Source organism: Streptomyces sp. HSG2, assembly GCF_016598575.1.
GTDB lineage: Bacteria > Actinomycetota > Actinomycetes > Streptomycetales > Streptomycetaceae > Streptomyces.
Genome location: NZ_CP066801.1, coordinates 3101926 through 3122602, shown reverse-complemented (window position 1 = coordinate 3122602; position 20677 = coordinate 3101926). Strand labels below are relative to the sequence as shown.

Genomic DNA, 20677 nt, shown 5'->3' with positions numbered 1-20677 from the left:
AATGCGCAACAGAGTCGTCGCCCGCGCCAAAGGCAAGCTCCGCGGCAAGCAGCCCAAGCTCACCGCCCGGCAACGGGCCCACCTCGTCAAGGAACACAAGAGCGGCGAGCACACCATCGCCGACCTCGCCGAACTCTTCTCCGTCAGCCGGGCCACGGTCTACCGCGTCCTGGAACGGGCCACACCGCCCGCATCTTGACCGGCCGCTACCCCTGCGCCGAGCTCTGGACGGTGAAGCCGCGGCGCCGCGCGGTGGCCTGCGCGTCGGCACATGCGCGTCCTACAGGTCTCGATCACCGCGACCTCGATCCCGGCCGCATCGACGAGAACCAGGCGCTCGGCAGCGGCCGACACCTGCCCGTAGCGGTCACGCATCCCGAGCCCGACGCAGACCCCGCATTGGTGCATGAGCCGACGGGCAGCGGCCGGCGCGGGGACCTCGACGGTGATCTCGCGCGCCATCTCGACCACTTCGACCCGGGCCATCGCGGCCCGCTGCGCGGCCTTGACCTGGGCACTGCTGGCCCGTATTCCTGACAGGCGTGGATCGGCAAGGCCCGTCTTCGTTGCGGCAGCCTGGCGCATTGATCATCACGCTGCCCGCTCACGATCGTGGAGGGCGTGTAACCGAGGATCAATGTGGCCGATTCTTCTTCGCCCTGTGGCTGAACATCACCGCTCTTGTGCTCCTGTGGATTACCCCTCGGCTCTCTGCCGGGTATCTGGCCTATCGGTCGCGATCGGCAGTGATCAACGGTTCCCACCGATAGGCAGGTCGTTTATCGAACGTTTACAGGATGGTGCAAGCTTCATCTGGCGCGACAGGAGTGAACAACGGGGCCGAGGCCCCTGAAGCGGCGTTCCTGATAGGAGAGTTCGCGAGAGACCGCATCTTAAAGTCGAGCCAGGAAGGCAAAATGCCAAAGCTCAGACGCAATCTGATCCGGGGGATATCCGCACTTATCTCCGCCCTGCTGATGGCCCTCTTCCTGCAAGCGCCTCCGGCGTCTGCAGCCACAACGTGTGCCTCCGTTTCCGGAGCGAAGGCGTGCTTCGAGTCGTACGGTGACCATATCTACCTCTACGACACCGCTGCCGACGGCGCTCACCCCGAGGTCTACTTCATCCTCGAAAACGCCGGGTACGCAGTGGCCTTCGGGTGGTGCCGGCAAACCGGCGGAAACAACACTGTCGCTGACTGCAACTTCGACTTTCCGGAAAGCTCGAATGTCCATTTCATCGCCGCGCGAGTCGATGGAAGCACTCTCGAGTCCTATAGCAACGTCAAGTCGGCCTACTCCGGTGCTGCGCTCAAGGCGCAAGGTGCCGACCTGGAAGGCTTCAACGAGGTAGCCGCCGAAGGTGGCCAGACGGAAGCCGAGGACGGAACGCCCGTCCCGACCGACCCGAACGAGATAGCCACAGGCGGAGCCGGAGCTCTCGACGCCCAGCGCAACCCTGGATCCACTGCGGAGGAGATCCGCAAGAACTCTCGCGCGCTGTCGCTTGAAGAGGTGCGGAACCGGGGGCTTGGCAAGTACGTCGACGCGGGCCGGTACGAGGCCAAGGAGCCTCGGGTGATCGACGGGGCAACCGCCCGCACGGCTGCCCCCGAACCGCAGAAAGCCCCCGAGGGCACCGCGCTGCCGCTAGCGACGACGTGCTGGGAAGCATCCTACTGGGCGGGGATCAAGGACGGCGTGATGACGCTGTACGGGACGACTGACGTCACCTGGTGCGGAGACGGCGGAAAGCAATGGGTGAACTACTCCGCGAACGGCTGCTGGGGCGATGACAAGTGGCCGACCTATAGGTACCAGGGCTGCAAGACGATCGATGACTACGGGCACCCGAAGCCCGATGAGTACTGGAACGTCTACGACGTGTGGAGCCAGTACGACCTCTGCCCGATCTGGGTGACCAATTTCGGAGGCTGTTTCATGACGGACCGGCCACAAAACAAGTACCGGTTCGGAGCCGACGGCGGGATCTACCTCATTTCGAGGAACTACTAGATCCCTCTAGTGCCACCGTAGCGTCACTGACTCACCTCTGGCTCCGGAACAGTCTGCGAGGACTGTTCCGGAGCTCTCTCCGGAGTTCCGCCCGAGGTCTTGCCACTGGAAAAAATAAGTGCCGGGATGAGAAAAATTATCGCAATCAGTGTGATCAGGGCAGAAACCCCTACAACTACCTTTTTCCCGGTCGTCATGATTCATCCCCCAGAAGAAGCCGCACGGTGTGACCACCGTAGCAGCGATCCAGACCACGGTCATCACACCAATAACGGTTCCAGCCAGGGAAGTTCATATGTGGGATTGGCGGTCGCTGGGTGCCTGGGGGTTGGGTCTTGGAGCAAGGGCCACGTAGCCGCACCCACCCCATATATCACATGGGGTGATGCTCTGGGCTGGAATCGGCGATCGCCTCACACGCCGTCAGCCCGCCTGCAACCGTCGCGCGCGAATTACGCCGACGGATCAAGGAGCGGGCCGGTGCCCACCAACTTTCTGAGCCTGGGTCCACCGCGTGATACTCGGCCTGCGGGCGATGAAAAGAGAAGAGGTGCCTGCTGACCTGGGACGATGGGAGTTCCTACGCCCACACCAGTCCCACGAAGCAAGGCACCTCGTAAGTGAAAGTCTCCCACAGGCCCGCGGAGCTCTTCGCCGCGTTCGACGACCCTGACCTGATCGCGCACGCCGGGCTGGTCCCGACGGTCCGGCTGGCCGAGCGGTGCGGTCTGCCCGCTCTGGTGGCCGAGAAGGTCCACCTGACCACTGCGAAGAACGGGGCCGGTACGGCCGCCGACGCGAAAGCGATGTCGATCGTGGGCGGCATGGTCGCCGGGGCGGACAGCATCGACGACCTGGACATACTGCGTCACGGCGGGCTGCCGCGCCTGTTCGGCGGGGTGCGGGCGCCCTCCACGCTGGGCAGTTTCCTGCGTGCCTTCACCTGGGGGCATGTGCGCCAACTGGAGTCCGCTGCACGGGCGTTCACCTGCCGCCTGGCCGCGCACACCGGCCTCATCCCGAAGCGGGACGAGGTGGTGTTCGTGGACATCGACTCCAAGGTCAAGCAGGTCTACGGCCCTGCCAAGCAGGGCGCCTCCTTCGGCTACACCAAGCAGCGCGGGCTGCACTTCCAGATCGTCACCGTGAAGACGTCCACCTGCGCCCCCGTGATCGTGGCCACCAGGCTGCGCAAGGGTTCGGCAGGCTCCGGCAAGGGCGCGGCGAGTCTGCTGCGCGAGGCACTGGCCACGGTCCGGGCCATGGGCATCACCGCCCAAGTCGTCGTCCGCGCGGACTCGGCGTACTTCTCCCACAAGGTCGTCGATGTGTGCCGCAAGGCCGGCGCCGCGTTCTCTCTGGCCGTCGCGGTCAAGAAGACCATCCGCGAGGCCATCGCGGGCATCCCCGAGGACGCTTGGACGCCGATCAAGTACGCCAGCGCCGTCTGGGACGCCGAGGAGGAACGCTGGATCTCCGACGCCGAGATCACCGAGATCCCCTTCACCGCGTTCACCAGCAAGAAGAAGGCGTTCCACACCACCGCACGGCTCATCGTGCGCCGCGTGAAGCGGCTGAACCCCACCGGCGTGCCCGCCGGCCAGGCCGAACTGTTCGGGGTCTGGCGCCACCATGTGATCTTCACCGACAGCCCCTTCGTCCTCGCTCAGGCCGAGCCGATGCACCGCGAACACGCCGTCATCGAGCAGGTCTTCGCCGACCTGGAAGACTCCGCCCTCGCCCACCTGCCCTCGGGGAAGTTCACCGCGAACGCCGCCTGGTTGACCCTGGCCGCCACCGCCTACAACCTCACCCGTGCGAGCGGCCACCTCGCCTCCGCCTTCCACGCCAAGGCGAGGACCGGCACCATCCGCCGCCACCTCATCAACATCCCCGCCCGGATCGCCACCGGAGCCCGCCGCCTCACCCTCCACCTGCCCGAACGCTGGCGCTGGTGTGACGACTTCACCGACCTGTGGACCGCCACCGGCCAGCGCATGCTCACCCGAACCACGCAGCCGACCTGACCACCCACGACCTGAAAAACCTCGGAGACCCCGCACCGGACGGCCACCCGGCCCATCGTGCTGCCCGCACCCCGAAAGATCACCCCGAGCCCGCCGGATACCGGAGACGAGAATTCACGCGGTGGATCCAGGCTCAGACATCGCCCGCCTCTCACCGCTGAAGTTCGCCCACATCAACTTCCACGGCCGCTACAGCTTCGCCCTGCCCGTCGAGGCCCAGGGCGGACAGCTCCGCTCCACCGCCAAGCCCGAGAAGACCACCACGGTCTAGGACGGCTCCCTGGCCGGCTCGCCCCTGCCCGCGGCCCGGGCGAGCCGGTAGCGGACCTTCTCGTGCGACAGGCCCACCTGCCCACCAATCTGCCGCAGCCCCCAGCCCTCCGCCTTCGCCGCGGCCATGCCCTCATCCAGGGCCGTGTCCGTCACCTCGTCCAACGCGGACCGCAGCTGCACGAGCAGCCGCAGCCGGATCGCCGGGGCAGTTCGTCCAGCCCGGCGCAGAACCGTGCCACGTCCGCCTTCAGGAAACCGATCGCGTTGGGTCGTCACTCATGGGCGCACCCTGGCAGCCCGCCTCAACGTCCGTCAAAAGATTTGACGGCTGCGCCGGTTTTCTGTTCCGTTCCTACTCGGACCCCAAACCCGGCACCGGCCCGCCCACGCTGACCGCCCCACCCGCCGTTCCACCGTCGCGCCGCCCGTCTCCCCGACTCACCCGCCCTCGTCGGGGGCGCCCGCCGCACGGTCCAGGCGGGCCGCGAGAGCGCCCACGGCCTTGACCAGGGCGGCCGGCCGGTGGACGGCGAACTCCACTCCCAGCGAGGCCAGCCGCAGCGCGAACCAGTCGGCCGGGTCCGACACCGTCGCGCGCAGCAGGCACGACGCCCCGTCCTCCGACGGCTCGGGCTCGGGCATCCCGCACGGCAACCTCTCGGCCACGGCCCGGGCCGGGGCGGCGAAGGTGACGACCGCCTCGTAGGACTCGGTGTGTCGCCGCACGGAGCGTCGGACGAACTCGGCCGCGCTGCCTGCGGGCAGCCGCCTGGGAGTGAAGCGGACACCGGTCGGAACCGGGGCGTCCACCCGGTCCACGCGGAAGGTGCGCCAGTCGGCCCGGTCCATGTCGTAGGCGACCAGATACCAACGCCAACCGGTCGACACCAGTCGGTAGGGTTCGGTCAGACGACGCGATTCGCCTCCGTCGCCCGCGCGGTACCCGAACCGCAGACGCTCCCGCCCGGCCACCGCCGACGCCATGGCCGTCAGGGTCGCCGGCGCGATGGCGGCACCGTCGCCGTACGCGAGACGCGTGGTCGCCGCCTGCAAGGTGGCCACGCGGTGCCGGAGCCGCGACGGCAGGACCTGCTCCAGCTTGGCCAGCGCGCGCACGGACGCCTCGTCCACCCCGCGCACCGCGTGCCCCGCCCCGACCCGCAACCCGACGGCGATGGCCACGGCCTCCTCGTCGTCCAGGACGAGCGGCGGGAGGGCCTTGCCCGCGACGAGCCGATACCCCCCGAGCGCCCCGTACGTGGCCCGCACCGGGTAGCCGAGTTCGCGAAGCCGGTCCACGTCCCGCCGCACGGTGCGACGGGACACCCCGAGCCGCTCGGAGAGTTCCCCGCCGGGCCACTCCCGCGGCGTCTGGAGGAGGGAGAGCAGGGCCAGCAGCCGAGCAGGGGCGTCCGTCGTCATGCCACGAGGGTCCCGCATAATTAGGACGCGAATCGACCTACTGCTTGCGTAGCTTGCCTACATGTCCTTCACCGACACCTCACGACCTCCGTCCCAGGGCGACCGCCGTCGCTGGTTCGCCCTGGCGATCGTGATGACCGCCGCCTTCATGGACCTGGTGGACGTCACGATCGTCAACATCGCGCTGCCGTCCCTCCGCGCGGACGAGGGCGCCACCCTCAGCCAGATCCAATGGATCACCGCCGGCTACGCCCTCGCCTTCGCCGCGGGCCTGATCACCGGTGGTCGATTGGGCGACATCCACGGCCGCAAGCGGGTGTTCCTGCTGGGCATGGGCGGCTTCACCATCGCATCCGTGCTGTGCGGCCTCGCCGTCAACCCGGAGATGCTGGTGGCCTCCCGGATACTCCAGGGCGCCATGGCCTCGCTGATGGTGCCCCAGGTACTGTCGATCGTCCACGCCACCTTCCCCGCCCATGAACGCGGGCGGGTGTTCGGGCTGTTCGGGGCGGTGGTCGGCCTCGGCGCGGTCTCCGGTCCGCTGCTCGGCGCGCTGCTGACCCAAGGCGACCTCTTCGGGCTGGGCTGGCGCTCCATCTTCCTCATCAACCTGCCCATCGGACTGGCCGGACTGATCCTCGGCCGGGCCTACATCACGGAGTCCCGAGCCCCACGGGCGCTGCGACTGGACCTGGTGGGCGTGGCCCTCGTGACGCTCGGTCTCCTGATGCTCGTCTACCCCCTGACCCGCGGTCACGAGCTGGGCTGGCCCCTGTGGGGGCACCTGTCGATGGCCGGTTCACTGGTCGTGCTCGCCGTGTTGGTGGCCTACGAGCGGCGCAAGAGCGCCCGCGACGGCTCACCGCTGATCGAACTCTCGCTGTTCCGGGTGAACAGCTTCGCGGCCGGGATCGCCGTCCAGGCGGTCTTCGGCATCGTGATGGGGATCTTCTTCCTGGTCTGGACGCTGTACCTGCAGACGGGACTGGGGTGGACCCCGCTGCGGGCGGGGCTCACCGGGGTTCCGTTCTCGCTGGCGGTCTCCGTGGCGGCCGCGGTGTCGGTGCAGCGCCTCGTACCGCGCTTCGGACGGAAGGTCCTGCAGGCGGGGGCCCTGGCCATGGCCGCCGGCGTCCTGCTCTACCTGTGGGCTGCCGACCGGTACGGCCTGGACATCACGGAGTGGCAGATGATGCCGGGCCTGGTGGTGATGGGCGCGGGCATGGGCCTCATCGTGGCACCGCTGACCGACGCCATCCTCTCCGGGGTGCCACGCGAGCACGCGGGCGCGGCCTCGGGGCTCATCAGCACCATGCAACAGACGGGCAACGCGCTGGGACTCGGCCTCGTCTCGGTGGTCTTCTTCGGGGTGATCGGGGAACCGGTGGCCCCGGAGCGGATCGGCGCCGCCTACGCCGAGGGCTTCCGGCACTCCCTGGGCTGGGTGGCCGGCGGGATGGTGGCCATCTTCCTGCTCATGTTCGTCCTGCCGAGGCGGCCCTCGCACGACACCGAGGAAGCCGCCGTCCCCGAACCTCGGACGGCCGGGGAACCCGAGCCGGACCTCGTCGGCTGACCGATTGCTCAGAGCATCGGCGGCTCTCGGCATTCCGGTCATTTCGGCTCGGAAGGTCCGTCACATCACCAGAGCGTGAGGGCTTCGGCTTGAGTACGGTCTCTCGTTTCCGTCTGCCGCTGGTGCGGCAGGGTTGCGCCACCTGCCCGCCCCGCCTCCGCCTCGCGGCGGGGGCGGGTGGCGCGGGTCTTACGGTCGGCTCCACGAGGCTTCGACACCCGCTTGGGGGTGTCCTGGTCTGCGGCCACTCCGGTACCAGCTACTGCGGCTGCCGCGAGCGCGGCGAGGTTGAGCGCGGCGTTGTCGTCCCGGTCCAAAACCAGGCCGCAGGCGTCGCATTCGTAGGTCCGGACGTGCAGCGGCAGCTTGGCTTTGGGCCGGGCCGAGGCGGACCCCCGCGCGCCGGCTCCGGGCGGCGGCTGCCCGACGCCGAGGGGATGACGGGCGCTCAGGGGACCTGGGCGGCCCGGCGCGCCATGGCCTTTCGGGCGCCGTCCTCGCTGGCGTACACCTCGCACATGTGGCGCCCGTCCGGAGTGGCCGTGTGCTCGACCTCCCAGAGAGAGGTCTCCCCGCCGTCCCCGAGGAGGAACGCGTGCTCGTACAGCACGCAGGACGGACCGGAACGGCCGGTCCGTCGGGGCCGGCCGAGAGCCTGTGTGATCCGGTGCGCGCACGCGTCCGCCAGCCGCGCGGCCACGTCCGGGCCCGGCTGGTCCGGGTTCTCCGCGCGGCGCAGCAGGCGGCGGGCGTGGTCGGCGGTGCCGCGTCGGACATAGGAGTGTCGTGGGGGCGGCGGCGGAGGCGCCGCGGGCGACGGCGGGTCGAAGTCCGCCGGGCCCGGGGCCTCCGGAGGCAACGGCAGGCGGATCGTGGCCGCCCGAAGCTCCTCCTCGTCCGCGTACACCTCGTGGTGCCGTCGATCCGTGCCCGCCTCGGTGTGGACCAGCTCCCAGAGCGTCACCGTCGAACAGTCCGCGAGCAACCAGGTGTGCCGGTACGTCTCCCGGTGCTGACCGGCGCTGTGGTGCGCCGAGCGCAGGGAGCGGTCGTAGGCGGGCGCGCGGTCCAGGCGGCTCGACAACCCGGCGGGCGCCTCGAAGGAGTTGAGAGCGCGCCGGAGCAGGGCCCGCAGGTGCTCGGCCGGGGCGAGCGGCGACTCGGGCGGCTCGTCTCCGGCGGCGTGGTACCGAACGCTCAAGGTCTCTCCCGGCATTGCTGCATGTCACCTTGTGGGTGCATACCGTAGCCTCTCGCTCCGACACCGTCTCCGGGAACGACGAAACTTCTTCGCCCGGTCGAGTACGCGTGCGCGCCGTGGACTCGCCGCGTCTGGACCACCTCCGGCGTCGTGTTCCGCGCCTAGAGCGAGCTGCCCGCCACCCACTGACTCCACGGCATGTTCCAGCCGTTGAGGCCGTTGTCCGGCTCGACCGTCGCGTCGGGACTGTTCTCGACGATCACGACGTCCCCGACGAGGGAGTGGTCGAAGAACCACTTGCCGGGGGTGTCCGCTCCGCCACCCCTGACGTCCCGCAGGCCGACGCATCCGTGGCTGGTACCGGCGACACCGAACGGCGGGTTAGCCCCGTCGTACCAGTAGTTGCCGTGCGGGAAGGTGCCGGAGCGGGTCAGACGCATGGCGTGCGGGGCGTCCGGGATGTCGTAGTCGAAACCGACCGTGGAACCGTCCATGCGGGTCTCGACGAACTTCTGCGAGATCACCATCCGACCGTTGTAGGTCGGGGTCCCGGGTCCGCCGGAGGATATCGGTATCGATTCGAAGGGGGCCCCGTCCCTCACCACGGTCATGGTCTGGGTCGCCACGTCGACGGTGGAGACCTGCGAGCGGCCCACGGTGAACTCGACCGTCTTGCGTTGGACACCGTGAACGCCGTCCGCCCCCTCGACTCCGTCCAAGTCGATGCGGACGGTGACCTCGGCGCCGCTCTCCCAGTACTCCTCCGGGCGGAAGTCGAGCCGCTGGGGACCGAACCAGTGCCCAACCCGCACGCCGGTGGTGTTGACAGAGGCGCCGGTCGAGCCGTCCTCCGCCGACAGGACGACCTCGGCGACCGACACCGCGGGGCTCGGCGCCCCGTCGATCCGGCTCACCACCTCTCCCCGGGCCTCGGTGTCCCTCCCCGGACCGGCCCCCGGTCCCCCGCCCCCGCATGCCGCCAGGGCGAGCACGCCGACCGCCGTCACCACGCGAAACGCCCGCCCCCCCACACGTTCTTCCCCTCACCGTCACCGATCGCTCCCCGCTCACGTCTTCGCCGCTCTTCCGCGCCATCGGGTCGGGAGACCATGCCGCGAACCGGGGGGTTCCCCGAAGACAGGCCGATCGGCCCGACGTGATCCAACTGAAATGATCACGCGGCCCGGGCCTCACCGTTCCCGCCGTGAGCGTCTCGACGTCGTCCGCGCCGGGCCCCGGGCCGGTGTCCACCCCGGCGGGGCGACCCTCGGCGCCGCCGACGCCCCGGGGGGAAGGAATCACCCGACGGCATCGCGGACTTCACTCCGCGCGCGAGCCGTACAACTCCCCGTAGGAGGGCCAGGAACCACCGGGACCGTCGACGGACTCGGCCGACCGAACGGCCCTCCCGATGGCCCGGGTCACCATGTCCGCCCCTGCGGCGAGCACGGCGTTCAACGCCAGAGGCTCGTCGACGTCCAGGGGACGCCGCCCCGTCGCCATGGCGAAGACGGTGTCCCCGTCGTGCAGCAGATGCACCGGGCGCACGGCCCGCGCCAGGCCGTCGTGCGCGGTGCCCGCAAGCTTCTGCGCCTGCGCCTTGGAGAGGTCGGCGTCCGTGGCGACGACGGCGAGCGTGGTGTTCAACGGAGGCGGGGCGTTCCGCGCCGCGACCTCGGAGAGACGACGCCGGGCGGCCTCCACCCGTGCTGCGCTCGGCCCGGCCAGCGGGCGCCCCTCGAACAGATCCGCGTACAGCACACCCGTCCCCGGGTCGACCACCGACCCCACCGCGTTGGCGACCACCAGCGCTGCCACTCTCACCCCGGAGTCCAGCACCACCCCGGCACTGCCCACACCTCCCTTCAGAGGACCGACCGCCGCGCCCGTCCCGGCGCCGACGCACCCCTGAGGCACCGGCGCCCCAGGTCCGGACGCCTCCGCCGCCTCGACCGCCGCGCGACCCGTGGCGGCGTCCGGGCGAGCCCGGAAATCCCCACCCCGGCCCAGGTCGAAGACACAGGCGGCGGGGACCACGGGCACGACGTGCGACGCGTCCGGACCGACCCGCACGCCGCGCCCCCGCTCCTCCAGCCAGCTCATCACCCCCGATGCCGCGTCCAGCCCGTAGGCACTGCCACCGGTGAGGACCACCGCGTCCACCCGCCGTACCAAGTTGCGCGGGTCGAGCGCGTCGGTCTCCTTGGTTCCGGGCCCGCCGCCGCGTACGTCCACCCCGGCCACCGCCCCGCCGTCCGGCGCCAGCACGACCGTCGTCCCGGTGAGCCATCCGTCGCCCCGGAGCGTCGCATGCCCGACCCTGATACCCGCCACATCCGTCAACGCGTCCACCGTCATCCCGCCAGTGTGGTCCGGAGTGCGCCGCGCCGCGGACACCCGTGGGGCCGGACGCGCCGAGCGACCGCCGGCACCCCCGTATCCTTGGGCCTCCGGCGTGCTTCCCACCCGACCGAGAGGCGCGACGGTCGTCCCCGCGGGAGCCACGTCACGACGACCGCTCGTGCCGCCCACGCCCGAAGGGGCTGCCCGTGGACTCCCCCACCGACTCCACCGAACCCGCCGACACCGCCGACTCGCCGCAGGCCCCGCCGCCCGAGTCGGCGGGACGTCCCGAGCCGAAGCCTCGCGGCACGACGCTGAGCTTCGACGATCCGCTGGAGCACCGCTCGGCGGACGACACCGATCGCGGGTGGGGCGAGGGCACCGGTCCCGAAGCAACCGGCGATCTGCGTCGCTTCCTCGACGAGAAGCCGCCGCACCACCTTTGACATCCTCCCGCCCTGGAGAGCGTGTGGCCGCCGCGTCGAAGCGGAAACGGGATGATCTGTAGCCCTGATTCGCTCGGTTCTGGGTGCGACGGGGTCACGTTCGGCGAAGTGCGGGGCGACCGAGTCGACAACCGAGCGAGCGCGGCGCTCCAAGGAGCGGACAGAGGCGTGGCGGGAGCGAACCGGTGGCATCAGGGGGCGGGCCGCCCTCGGCGTCGGGTGTCAGAGCACTGCGACGGAGCCGGTGAGACGTCCAGTCGTCCAGGTCCTCGATGTCGTCGGGCAAGGCTAGGGGGACAGATCGGCAGCCGGGTGTTCTCCTCGAAGATCTCCTCGGCCCGGCGACAGGAGTACCCGGCCCGGCCGGTCTCCGGGCACACATCGAGCGTCGGCCACCACGCCGCCCCCCGGGCCCTGCCTGGGACTGGTCAGAACACCCGGAGCGCGACACGCTGGATGATCATCAGTGCGTGAGTGCCGTAGACGAGGAAGACGACGGTGGCTATGGCGGCGATGCCTGCGAGAGACCAGGTGAGACGGGGGTTCATGCGGCGGTGATCTCCTCGACGGGGTTCGGCTGGTGGGTGGTTCCCACCTGCAGGACGCTGTCGCACAGGTCCCTGACGGCGGGGTCGTGGGTGGCGATCACCACGGCGCAGCCGGCGTCGGCCAATGCGCGCAGGGTGGCGACGACCATGTGGGTGTTGTCGAGGTCGAGGGCGCCGGTGGGCTCGTCGGCCAGGACCAGGGCGGGTTGTTTGACGATGAGGCGGGCTAGGGCGACGCGTTGCTGTTCGCCGCCGGAGAGGCGGTGGACGATGTCGTCTTCGCGGCCGGCGAGTCCGACTTGGTGCAGCGCCTCGGCGAGCGTGGGCCGGGATCCGCGCTCGGAGCGGACGGGCTTGACGGCGACGCCGACATTTTCGGCGATGGTGGCATTGTCGATCAGGGCGTAGTTCTGGAAGAGGTAGCCGAGGGTGTCACGTCGATAGAGGCGGGCCTTGCGTGGACCGAGTCCGGTGATGTCCTGACCGTGGTGGCTCATGGTGCCGGTGGTGGGGGTGTCAAGGAGGCCGAGGCAGTTGAGCAGAGTGGACTTGCCGGATCCGCTCCGGCCGGTCAGTGCGAGCATCCGGCCGGCCTCGATGGTGAAGGTCAGGTCCTGCCAGAGGGTGCGGGGGCCGAAGGACTTGGACAGCCCGGTCAGGTCGATCATGCTTCGGTCGATCCTTCCTTGACGATGCGGCGGTGGAAGAAGGTCAGGACGGCGAGCACGGTGGCGATCTCGACCGCGACGAGGCAGGTGATCACGGTCAGGTCCTGGCCGGTGATCGTCATCGGGTCGCGGGGGGCAGGGATACTCATGGTCTTGTACCGCTCAAGGCCTTGATTCCATTGGTGGACCTGGTAGGGGAGCCAGGAGACGAGCAGAGCGACGATCGCCGCCTCGGCGGCCAGGAGGGTGCGGTGGATGGTGGCGAAAGTCCAGCCGTGGATGTGGCGGGCGAAGATTCGCTGGGCGTTTCTACGGGTGTGGACAATGACGACGCCGACGCCGGTGACGAGCAGGACCATGAGCGCGAAGGCCAGGTTGAACATTCGCAGCCGGAAGTCCGCCGTGATGTCGCGGATGGCCTGGGCGGCGTCGGCGGCGATGGGACTGATGCCGACAACCTCGTCGCGCAGGTGGTGCGCGTCGATACCGGTGGTGATGTCGGCCGGGTCGGGGAAGACGATGCCGCGCTGAGAGGCGTAGGCGGTGTAGCCCTTGTCGCTGATGTAGTCGGTACCGTTGGGGACGACGACGATGACCGGGTCGGTGAGAAAGGACTCGTCCGAGAGTCGGTCCTGCCCGGCCTCGCGAGTACCGCGGGCGTTGTAGGTGAAGATCTCTTGGCCGCCCGCACTGGTCTTCACGCCGATCTGCTCGGATGAGATCTGGTCCGGGTTGGAAGGGCTGACCAAGCCGGGCACCAGCTTTGTCAGCTTGTCGGCATGGGCGGCGAGGTGGTGCGGAACCAGAAGCAGGATGCGGCCGTCGCCACCGGTGGTGGCAGGGTGGCGGCGACCGTTCGAGGCGAGGATCTTCTGCTCCTCGAGGAACGTCTCGTTGGCCACCATCAGGTCGTCGACGGGGATGCCCTGGGCGTCACGGGAGCGTGCGGGATCCTTGTGGCCGGCGAGAACGATCTGGCCGTCGGCGTCGGCCCGACGCAGCCAGGGGCCGACCTTCGCCTCCAGCTTCTTCAACGCGTCGGGGGCGCCGAGGTAGCCGTTGAGGCGAATGGTGGAGGCGTCGCCAGCCTCTTCGTAAACGTTGAGACTGTCTTCGCGCCGTGCGAGATCCTGCCCCGACTGCAGGACCGAGGCGGCGATCCCGAGGGCGAGAAGGAGAGCGGGCACACGCACGAGGTAGGCGGTGGCCGCGGTGGAGCGAGCGGGTATCTCTCCCTTGAGGGCGGACAAGATCCCGGTGCGCGCGGTCAAGGTGAGCATCGCGGCATGGGCGGCGAGGACAAGTGCCGTGAGAGCGACCGCCGTCGCGACCGTGACGACAGCGAACAGGCCGTACCAGGCGAGGTGGTTGTACCAGGCCAGCACGGCGGTCGCCACGACCGTCACACCCCCGAGAGCAGCCGTCCAAGAGCGGGCGAGCCGGCGCAGGTCGCGGGCGAGGATCGCGGGCAGGGACATACCCTGCAGACGCAGCACTCCGTAGGCTTTGGCGTTGAGCAGGACACCGGCGCCGGTCATGGTGACGCAGGCGAGGGCGACGACGACCAGCGAGCCGGCCAAGGCGCTGCCGCCGTAGGCGTAGGAGAGCTGATCGGGGGAGGCAGGCTCGGCGTGCGATGCGGTGAGGCCTTGCTGCCGCAGCAGTTCGATGAAGGGCCGGACGGCGTCGGGATCGCCGAAGAGGTAGTACAGGCCGCGCGGGTCACGGTCGGAGACCTCGGAGAAGGGCCGGGTCGTGGTGGCTTGGCCGGGGCTGAACGCGGGGTAGCCGTCCTCGACCCAGTCGGCACGTGGGCCGGCCAGGGTCAGGTATAGGTCTCGGCTGCGGTCGGGGTGTTCCAGGTCGAGTTCCTGGCGGCCCACGGTGACACCGTGATCGCGGGAGAACGATTCGACGGCTCGCGCGACGGCGCGGCCGGTGCTGGTGTCCCGCGACTCGGTGATCTGGACGACCGCGTCGTAGCCGAGGGTCCACTGATCTTCGAAGCTCCTGAGAAGCAGGAAGGAGAACAGGGCGGAGAACGCCAGGATGACGGCGTGGGCGAACTTGACGCCACGATGCGGCATTGCGTGTCCTACGAGACTATGGGGGATCGACCAGCCGAATGACGGAAGGCACGCATGCCCCCGAAGGGCCGCAGTGCGCGGGCCACTTCGGGGGCATGTTACGCCCGCTGCCGAGTGGTCAGCAGGTGGTCTTGTAGTAGGTCTCGTTGCCCCAGAGGGCAGCATCGGCCTGCGTGATGGACCAGTTGCCGGCGGACGCCTCGTCGCTGTCGATGTACGCGCCGACCGAGGTCGAGCAGTGGTGGAATCACCGCGTTCGTGGGGACTCACCGGTCGCCGGACCGCGCGCCCGCGCCTCTCACCACAGCGTGACCGCCAGTCGGGTAGCCGTGCCGGCCGCCGCGAGCCGCACCGCCGTGGCTCGCGCCACGGACAGGACCACCAGCGCGCCGGCCTCCGTCCCCCCGCCTTCCCGCTCCCCCGCCTCCGGCACCTCGGACACCCGGGCTCCACGCGCGAGGACGCGGACGTCGTCTCCTCCGGGGACCTCCCCGGTAGCGACGACGTCGACCCGGTCTCCCGGGCGCAGCAGCGCCACCGTGTCGGCGTCGGCGATCCTCACCGGCGCCGAGACCCGCCGACCGCCCGGGGGCGGGCGCCCCGGCACCCCGGCGGCCGCGAGCGGGTCGGACGCGGACCGGGTGGCGGCGGGAGGATGCCCACGCCCGGCGGGAGGGGCCTCCCGTGGGCCGGGAGCGGCGACGACCAGCACGGCCGCGACGACCAGGCCGCCCACGACCGCAGGCCGCCGATGCCGAGCCGGCCGGTGCAGGACAGCGCGGGCACCGGACACCCGCACCGGCGCGAACGCCGGCACGACGGACGGGGGCGGGACCTCGCCGCCCGGCCCGGCGTCGGGGGCCGCCGAGGGAAACCCGGCCGGATCGGCGACGCCGGCGGGCCGGGACGCTCCCGGGTGGGCGCGCCCGCCCGGGGCCGGCGACGCAGCGGGTGCGGCGCGCATGGCATGGGACGCAGGAACGCCGGGAGAGGCGGACGTGCCCAGGGGCTCCGGGTGGTCCGGAAGGTTCGCGGCACACGACGGGGTGGCCGGCGGATTCGGGAACGGACGCGACATGACGACCACCACCTGGGGGGAGGAGCGAGCGGGCACGTCCACGATGGCGGCTGGGCTGGGACCCCGCCGCCGCCTGTGGGCACACTCCCGGTTGTGGAGAACTCCGTCACCCGACAGGACCGGCCCCGCACCCCGGTGCTCCGTGTCGGTGTCGCGCCCCGACGGCGCACGCCCGCAGGCGTCAGGGCAGCGCGATCCCGGGGTCCATCCCTCCCAGCCCGCGGGGGCAGGGGCATGAGCGGGCCTCCGTCGGCGGGAGCGCGGCGACGGCGTCGAAGAGGACGCCACGCAGCCGGTCCACATTGGCGGCGAAGACCCGGAGGACGTCTTCGTGGGAGACGCCCTCGCCGGACTCGACACCGGCGTCCAGGTCGGTGACGAGGGTCAGCGAGGTGTAGCACAGCTCCAGCTCGCGGGCGAGCGCCGCCTCCGGGTGCCCGGTCATCCCCACCACGGACCAGCCCTGAGCGCGGTGCCAGGCCGATTCGGCGCGGGTGGAGAAGCGCGGCCCCTCGATCACGACCAGGGTGCCGCCGTCGACGGCCTGCCAGCGCCCGGCGTGGGCGGCGGCCAGCGACGCCGCCCGCCCGGTCGGGCAGTACGGGTCGGCCAGGGAGACGTGTACCACCTTCGGCGTCGTGCCGTCCGGGAGCGGCACACCGTCGAAGTAGGTCGAGGTCCGGGACCTGGTCCGGTCGACGAACTGGTCGGGTACGAGGAGGGTTCCCGGACCGTACTCGGGGCGCAGCCCTCCCACGGCACAGGGCGCCAGGATCTGGCGGACGCCGACGGCCCGTAGGGCCCAGAGGTTGGCGCGGTAGTCGATCCGGTGTGGCGGCAGGTGGTGGTCACGCCCGTGGCGTGGCAGGAAGGCGACCCGCCGCCCGGCGATGTCCCCGACGAAGAGCGAGTCGCTGGGGGCCCCGTAGGGCGTGTCGACCCGGACCTCGGTCACCTCGTCGAGGAAGGAGTAGAAACCTGATCCGCCGATGACGCCGATCTCGGCGCGCGCCTGGTTCGCCATGTCACGAACCCTACGGCCCCCGCATGCCGCGTCCACCCCGTGGCGTCGCCGGGCACGCCGCCGCCTCGCGGTGCGGGGTGCGCGTCCGGCGGAGCACCGCGGCGCGGTCGACCGTCTCGGGCGGCGGCAAGGGCGTGTTCCGAAGGCCCGGTCGCCCGACCTTCGGGCGGACGCCGCGGCTTCGCGACACGTCTCGGGACTCAGGCGGCGGGGCTGCTCGCCTTGCTGCCGGTCGACGCGGAACCGGAACCGGACGAGGGCGACGAAGCGGGCGTCGATGAGCCCGACGACGAGGACCCCGAGGAGTCCGAGGAGGAGCCGGACGTCCCGGACGACGAGCCGGAGGAGTCCGAGGAGTCCGAGGAGGACGAGCCGGACGACGACTTCGAACCGGCCGTCGAACCGCCCGCCGAGGACCCTCGGCTGTCGTTGCGATAGAAGCCCGAGCCCTTGAAGACGATGCCTACGGCCGAGAACACCTTCTTGAGGCGGCCCTGGCAGCTCGGGCACTCGGTCAGGGCGTCGTCGGTGAACTTCTGCACCGCCTCGTGGCCCTTGCCGCACTCGGTGCACTGGTACTGGTAGGTCGGCACTGTCTTCCTCCTGGCACTCTCACTCGATGAGTGCTAACGACGGTCCATAGTGACGCATTCCTCGGGATCAGTCCACCGTGACGGTCTCGCGGTGATCCACGCCACGCGTCCGCGCTCCCTCGACCGGACGCGGCACCAGTCGGGAGCGGAGCGCCACCAGGGTCAGCAGGGCCAGCGCCGTCCCGCCCATGGGCACCAGGAAGCCGGCGCCGTCCCAGAATCGGTCCTCGAACTGCCCGGAGACCGTGACGGCCGCGGCCTGGCCCAGCGCGACGGCCCCGGTGAGCCAGGTGAAGGCCTCGGTGCGCGCCCCGACCGGTACGAGGCTCTCGACCAGCGTGTAGCCGGTGATCAGGGCGGGTGCGACACAGACGCCGACCAGCAGGCCCAGGCCCGCCAACGTGATGACGGAATCCGCGGCCCACAGGCCTGATGCCGCCACGGCGAGGGCGGCGTAGCCGGCGAGCAGGCGGTGCCGCGGCGCCCGCTTCCAGACGACCGCGCCGAAGACCAGGCCGGAGAGCATGTTGCCCGCGGCGAACACTCCGTACAGGACGCCGTTCAGGCCTGGCCTGCCCAGCGACTCGGTGAACGCGGCCAGGGAGACCTGCATGCCGCCGAAGACGGAGCCGATCCCGAGGAACGTGACGATCAGCACGCGCACGCCCGGCAGTCGCAGTGCCGACGCGTGGCGAGGGCGCTGGGACCGCGCGCCGTCGCCGGTGCCCACGGGCGGCTGGGTGGCCCGCTGGGCGGCGAAGAGGAGTCCGCCCACCAGGGTCAGTGAGGCCTCCGCGACGAGGCCGGCGGCCGGGTCCACGGTCGTGCACAGCGCGGTGGCCAGGAGCGGGCCGAGGACGAAGGTCAGCTCGTCGGTGACCGACTCGAAGGCGGTGGCGGTCCCCATCAGGGGGGAACCCTTGAGCTTGACGCCCCAGCGCGCTCGCACCATGGGCCCGACCTGGGGCACCGACGCGCCGGTGGGAACGGCCACCAGGAACAGCAGCCACAGCGGCGCGTGGGCGAGGGCCAAGGCCGTCAGCGCCAGGCCGGACACCGCGTGGACGAGGACCCCTGGGACGAGGATCGCGCGCTGTCCGTAGCGGTCGGCCAGGCGCCCGCTGTAGGGGGCGAACAGCGCCATGGAGACGCCGGTGGCCGCGGCGACGGCGCCGGCCACGCCGTAGGAGCCGGTCGTGTGCTGCACCAGCAGCACGATGGAGAGCGTCAGCATGGCGAAGGGCTGACGTGCCGCGAAGCCGGGCAGCAGGAAGGTCCAGGCCCCTCGGGTGCGGAGCAGTTGCCGGTACCCGGGACGGGGGGTGGGGGCGGGCTGGGCGCCCTGCCCCGAAGGGTGATTCCCGCGCTGCCCGCGGGTGACCGTGGATGCCACGGTCCGTGCCTTTCCGCCGCCTGGTAGCCCCGCCCACGAGCGCGGGCGGCACCGAGAGCTGTCCTCTTGCGCGGACTGCGGTGGATACCGGGGCCCGGGGCGGTAGAGGAGGGCGTGCCGGCCGCCATACGGTCGCGCCAGCTCTGCGTCAGGCAGAGTTGGTTCGATCAGGTGACCCCTCGATGGTACAGGGGGGTCGCCGAAGCGGCCTGTGAAGTCGGGCACCCCCGGCGCCGCCGCGGCCCGGCGGACCGCTTCCCGGGCGCTCCGGCGCCGCGCTCTCAGCCGGTTCCGAGCCAGCCGGCGAGCTTGCCGCCTCGTCCGACCGCCCGAAGTCGTTCCTCGGCGGCGTCGCGGACCGGGTCGGTGGCGACCACCAGCAACTCGTCGCCGTGGCGGAGCACGGTCGAGGGAAGCGGCACGAAGGCGGCCCCGCCCCGGACGATCAGGGTGACGGCGGATCCGGCCGGCAGCCGCAGCTCGGTGATCTCGACCCCGTGCATCTTGGACCGCTCCGGGACGGACAGGGACAGCAGGTGCCCGTTCAGGTGGGTCAGCGGCGCCGACTCGATCCCCAGGTCCTCGGCGCCCGCCTGGTCCCCGAGGCGGAGTTTCCTGGCCAGCCACGGCAGGGTCGGCCCCTGGACGAGGGTGTACACCACGACCAGGACGAAGACCATGTTGAAGATCTCGCGGCTGTCCTCGACCCCTTCCACCATGGGGATGGTCGCCAGGATGATGGGCACCGCTCCTCTCAGGCCGGCCCAGGACATGAGGGTCTGCTCCTGCCAGGGCACCCGGAAGGGCAGCAGGCACAACACCACGCTCAGCGGTCGGGCCACCATGGTCAGCACCAGGCCGATGACCAGCGCCGGCACGATGTCGTCGACGAGGTCGTGCGGCGTCGCCAGGAGGCCGAGCAGGACGAACATGCCGATCTGGGCGAGCCAGCCGAGGCCGTCGGCGAATCCTCGGGTGGCGGGCCAGTGGGGAAGCCGCGAGTTGCCCATCACCATGGCCGCCAGGTAGACGGCGAGGAAGCCGCTGCCCTCGGCCAGCGCGCCGGCCGCGTAGGCCGTGACCGCGATGGCCATCACGGCGATGGGGTAGAGGCCGGAGGCCGGCAACGCCACGTGCCGCAGGCCCAGGGCGCCCAGCCAGCCCACGACGAGCCCTATGGCCGCGCCGATGGCCAGTTGCAGCGCTATTCCGCCCACGAGGACGTACCACTCGTCCACCGGACCGGCCGTGGAGAAGGCGACCACCAGGATCACCACCGGGGCGTCGTTGAACCCCGATTCGGCCTCCAGCGTCCCCGTGACGCGGGCCGGCAGCGGGATCCGGCGCAGCACGGAGAAGACGGCGGCGGCGTCGGTGGAGGAGACCACCGCCCCGATGATGAGCGACTGTCGCCAGTCCAGGCCCGTCAGGTAGTGCGCGCCGGTCGCGACGACCGCCACGCTGATGGAGACTCCGACCAGGGCCAACGCTCCGGCGGCGGGCAACACCGGCCTGATCTGCCGCCACTTCGTGCCGAGGCCGCCTTCGGCGAGGATCACCACCAGGGCGGCGTAGCCGATGACCTGGGTCAACTCGGCGTTGTCGAAGTGGATGTCCCCGGGCCCGTCCTGCCCCATGGCGATCCCGATGGCCAGGTAGAGGAGCAGGCTGGGGAGCCCGCTGCGCGAGGAGATCCGGACCGCCGCGACGGCGATGAGCAGGACGAGCGAGCAGACGAGCAGGAGCTGGTTGAGGTCGTCGACAGTCAGCGGCCCTTCCCTTTCCCTCGCGGCGAGGATGCCGCTGCGCCGCGGCAAACCACTTCGTTACCGTACCTAACTCTTGACCGGAACCCCGCGTTCCCGCGCCGCGAGGTCGAACGCCCGTACGTCCGGGTTTCCCACTCCGCGTCAAACGCCCGTGATCCCTGCGCCTATGGTTGCTCCAGCGTTCGTTCCGTACGAAGCACAGCCAGCCCTCTGC

At 70.7% G+C, this 20677-nt stretch carries 19 protein-coding genes; 7 read left to right on the top strand and 12 right to left on the bottom strand.

From position 1 onward, the window contains the following. Position 1 precedes the first annotated feature (1 nt). The 5 genes from JEK78_RS13335 (at position 2) to JEK78_RS13315 (ending at position 4313) form a co-directional block, all read left to right on the top strand. Positions 2–199: a helix-turn-helix domain-containing protein gene (locus tag JEK78_RS13335; protein ID WP_200258765.1), complete on the top strand. Its 198-nt coding sequence runs from the start codon at positions 2–4 to the stop codon at positions 197–199. Then, on the top strand, positions 196–537 hold the full coding sequence (locus JEK78_RS13330; protein WP_200258763.1) for a hypothetical protein: 342 nt from the start codon (positions 196–198) through the stop codon (positions 535–537). The genes JEK78_RS13335 and JEK78_RS13330 overlap by 4 nt, the downstream gene beginning before the upstream one ends. A gap of 260 nt (positions 538–797) precedes the next feature. Then, positions 798–2015: a hypothetical protein gene (locus JEK78_RS13325; protein ID WP_200258759.1), complete on the top strand. Its 1218-nt coding sequence runs from the start codon at positions 798–800 to the stop codon at positions 2013–2015. A gap of 620 nt (positions 2016–2635) precedes the next feature. After that, on the top strand, positions 2636–4042 hold the full coding sequence (locus JEK78_RS13320; protein ID WP_200258757.1) for an IS1380 family transposase: 1407 nt from the start codon (positions 2636–2638) through the stop codon (positions 4040–4042). A 121-nt stretch (positions 4043–4163) separates the two neighbouring features. Further along, on the top strand, positions 4164–4313 hold the full coding sequence (locus JEK78_RS13315) for a hypothetical protein (protein ID WP_200258755.1): 150 nt from the start codon (positions 4164–4166) through the stop codon (positions 4311–4313). Here the strand turns inward: JEK78_RS13315 and JEK78_RS13310 are convergent. Both JEK78_RS13310 and JEK78_RS13305 read right to left on the bottom strand, forming a co-directional pair. After that, positions 4310–4591, bottom strand: a complete 282-nt coding sequence (locus tag JEK78_RS13310) for a hypothetical protein (protein WP_200258753.1) — start codon at positions 4589–4591, stop codon at positions 4310–4312. The genes JEK78_RS13315 and JEK78_RS13310 overlap by 4 nt on opposite strands. A 162-nt stretch (positions 4592–4753) precedes the next feature. Next, positions 4754–5737: a WYL domain-containing protein gene (locus tag JEK78_RS13305; protein WP_200258751.1), complete on the bottom strand. Its 984-nt coding sequence runs from the start codon at positions 5735–5737 to the stop codon at positions 4754–4756. Between the two features lie 61 nt (positions 5738–5798). Between JEK78_RS13305 and JEK78_RS13300 the strand changes: the two genes are divergently transcribed. Then, on the top strand, positions 5799–7313 hold the full coding sequence (locus JEK78_RS13300; RefSeq protein WP_200258749.1) for an MFS transporter: 1515 nt from the start codon (positions 5799–5801) through the stop codon (positions 7311–7313). Positions 7314–7761: 448 nt separating this feature from the next. Here JEK78_RS13300 and JEK78_RS13295 read toward each other — a convergent pair whose 3' ends face one another. The 3 genes from JEK78_RS13295 to JEK78_RS13285 all read right to left on the bottom strand — a co-directional run bounded on the left by JEK78_RS13295 (position 7762) and on the right by JEK78_RS13285 (position 10872). Beyond that, positions 7762–8514 (bottom strand): DUF6227 family protein, encoded by a 753-nt coding sequence (locus JEK78_RS13295; RefSeq protein WP_200258748.1) that lies wholly within the window; start codon positions 8512–8514, stop codon positions 7762–7764. Between the two features lie 161 nt (positions 8515–8675). Next, complete coding sequence (locus JEK78_RS13290; protein WP_242483061.1) at positions 8676–9428, bottom strand: L,D-transpeptidase family protein; 753 nt, start codon at positions 9426–9428, stop codon at positions 8676–8678. Between the two features lie 406 nt (positions 9429–9834). After that, positions 9835–10872, bottom strand: coding sequence for a P1 family peptidase (locus tag JEK78_RS13285; protein WP_200258744.1), 1038 nt, complete (start codon positions 10870–10872; stop codon positions 9835–9837). A 191-nt stretch (positions 10873–11063) separates the two neighbouring features. On the opposite strand from JEK78_RS13285, the gene JEK78_RS13280 reads away from it, so the two are divergent. Next, complete coding sequence (locus JEK78_RS13280) at positions 11064–11303, top strand: hypothetical protein (RefSeq protein WP_200258742.1); 240 nt, start codon at positions 11064–11066, stop codon at positions 11301–11303. Between the two features lie 544 nt (positions 11304–11847). On the opposite strand, the gene JEK78_RS13275 is transcribed toward JEK78_RS13280, so the two are convergent. The 7 genes from JEK78_RS13275 to JEK78_RS13240 all read right to left on the bottom strand — a co-directional run bounded on the left by JEK78_RS13275 (position 11848) and on the right by JEK78_RS13240 (position 20493). Continuing rightward, the gene (locus JEK78_RS13275; protein ID WP_200258741.1) at positions 11848–12519 is read right to left on the bottom strand and encodes an ATP-binding cassette domain-containing protein; all 672 of its coding nucleotides are present in this window, start codon (positions 12517–12519) and stop codon (positions 11848–11850) included. Next, positions 12516–14606 (bottom strand): hypothetical protein, encoded by a 2091-nt coding sequence (locus JEK78_RS13270; protein WP_200258732.1) that lies wholly within the window; start codon positions 14604–14606, stop codon positions 12516–12518. The genes JEK78_RS13275 and JEK78_RS13270 overlap by 4 nt, the downstream gene beginning before the upstream one ends. A gap of 298 nt (positions 14607–14904) precedes the next feature. Continuing rightward, the gene (locus JEK78_RS13260) at positions 14905–15570 is read right to left on the bottom strand and encodes a hypothetical protein (protein WP_242483060.1); all 666 of its coding nucleotides are present in this window, start codon (positions 15568–15570) and stop codon (positions 14905–14907) included. Between the two features lie 295 nt (positions 15571–15865). Further along, positions 15866–16708 (bottom strand): S-methyl-5'-thioadenosine phosphorylase, encoded by an 843-nt coding sequence (locus JEK78_RS13255; protein ID WP_200258730.1) that lies wholly within the window; start codon positions 16706–16708, stop codon positions 15866–15868. Between the two features lie 200 nt (positions 16709–16908). Further along, positions 16909–17301, bottom strand: a complete 393-nt coding sequence (locus tag JEK78_RS13250) for an FmdB family zinc ribbon protein (protein ID WP_200258727.1) — start codon at positions 17299–17301, stop codon at positions 16909–16911. Between the two features lie 67 nt (positions 17302–17368). Further along, the gene (locus JEK78_RS13245; RefSeq protein WP_242483402.1) at positions 17369–18601 is read right to left on the bottom strand and encodes an MFS transporter; all 1233 of its coding nucleotides are present in this window, start codon (positions 18599–18601) and stop codon (positions 17369–17371) included. 374 nt (positions 18602–18975) lie between these two features. Beyond that, complete coding sequence (locus JEK78_RS13240; protein ID WP_200264145.1) at positions 18976–20493, bottom strand: potassium/proton antiporter; 1518 nt, start codon at positions 20491–20493, stop codon at positions 18976–18978. Between the last annotated feature and the right edge of the window lie 184 nt (positions 20494–20677).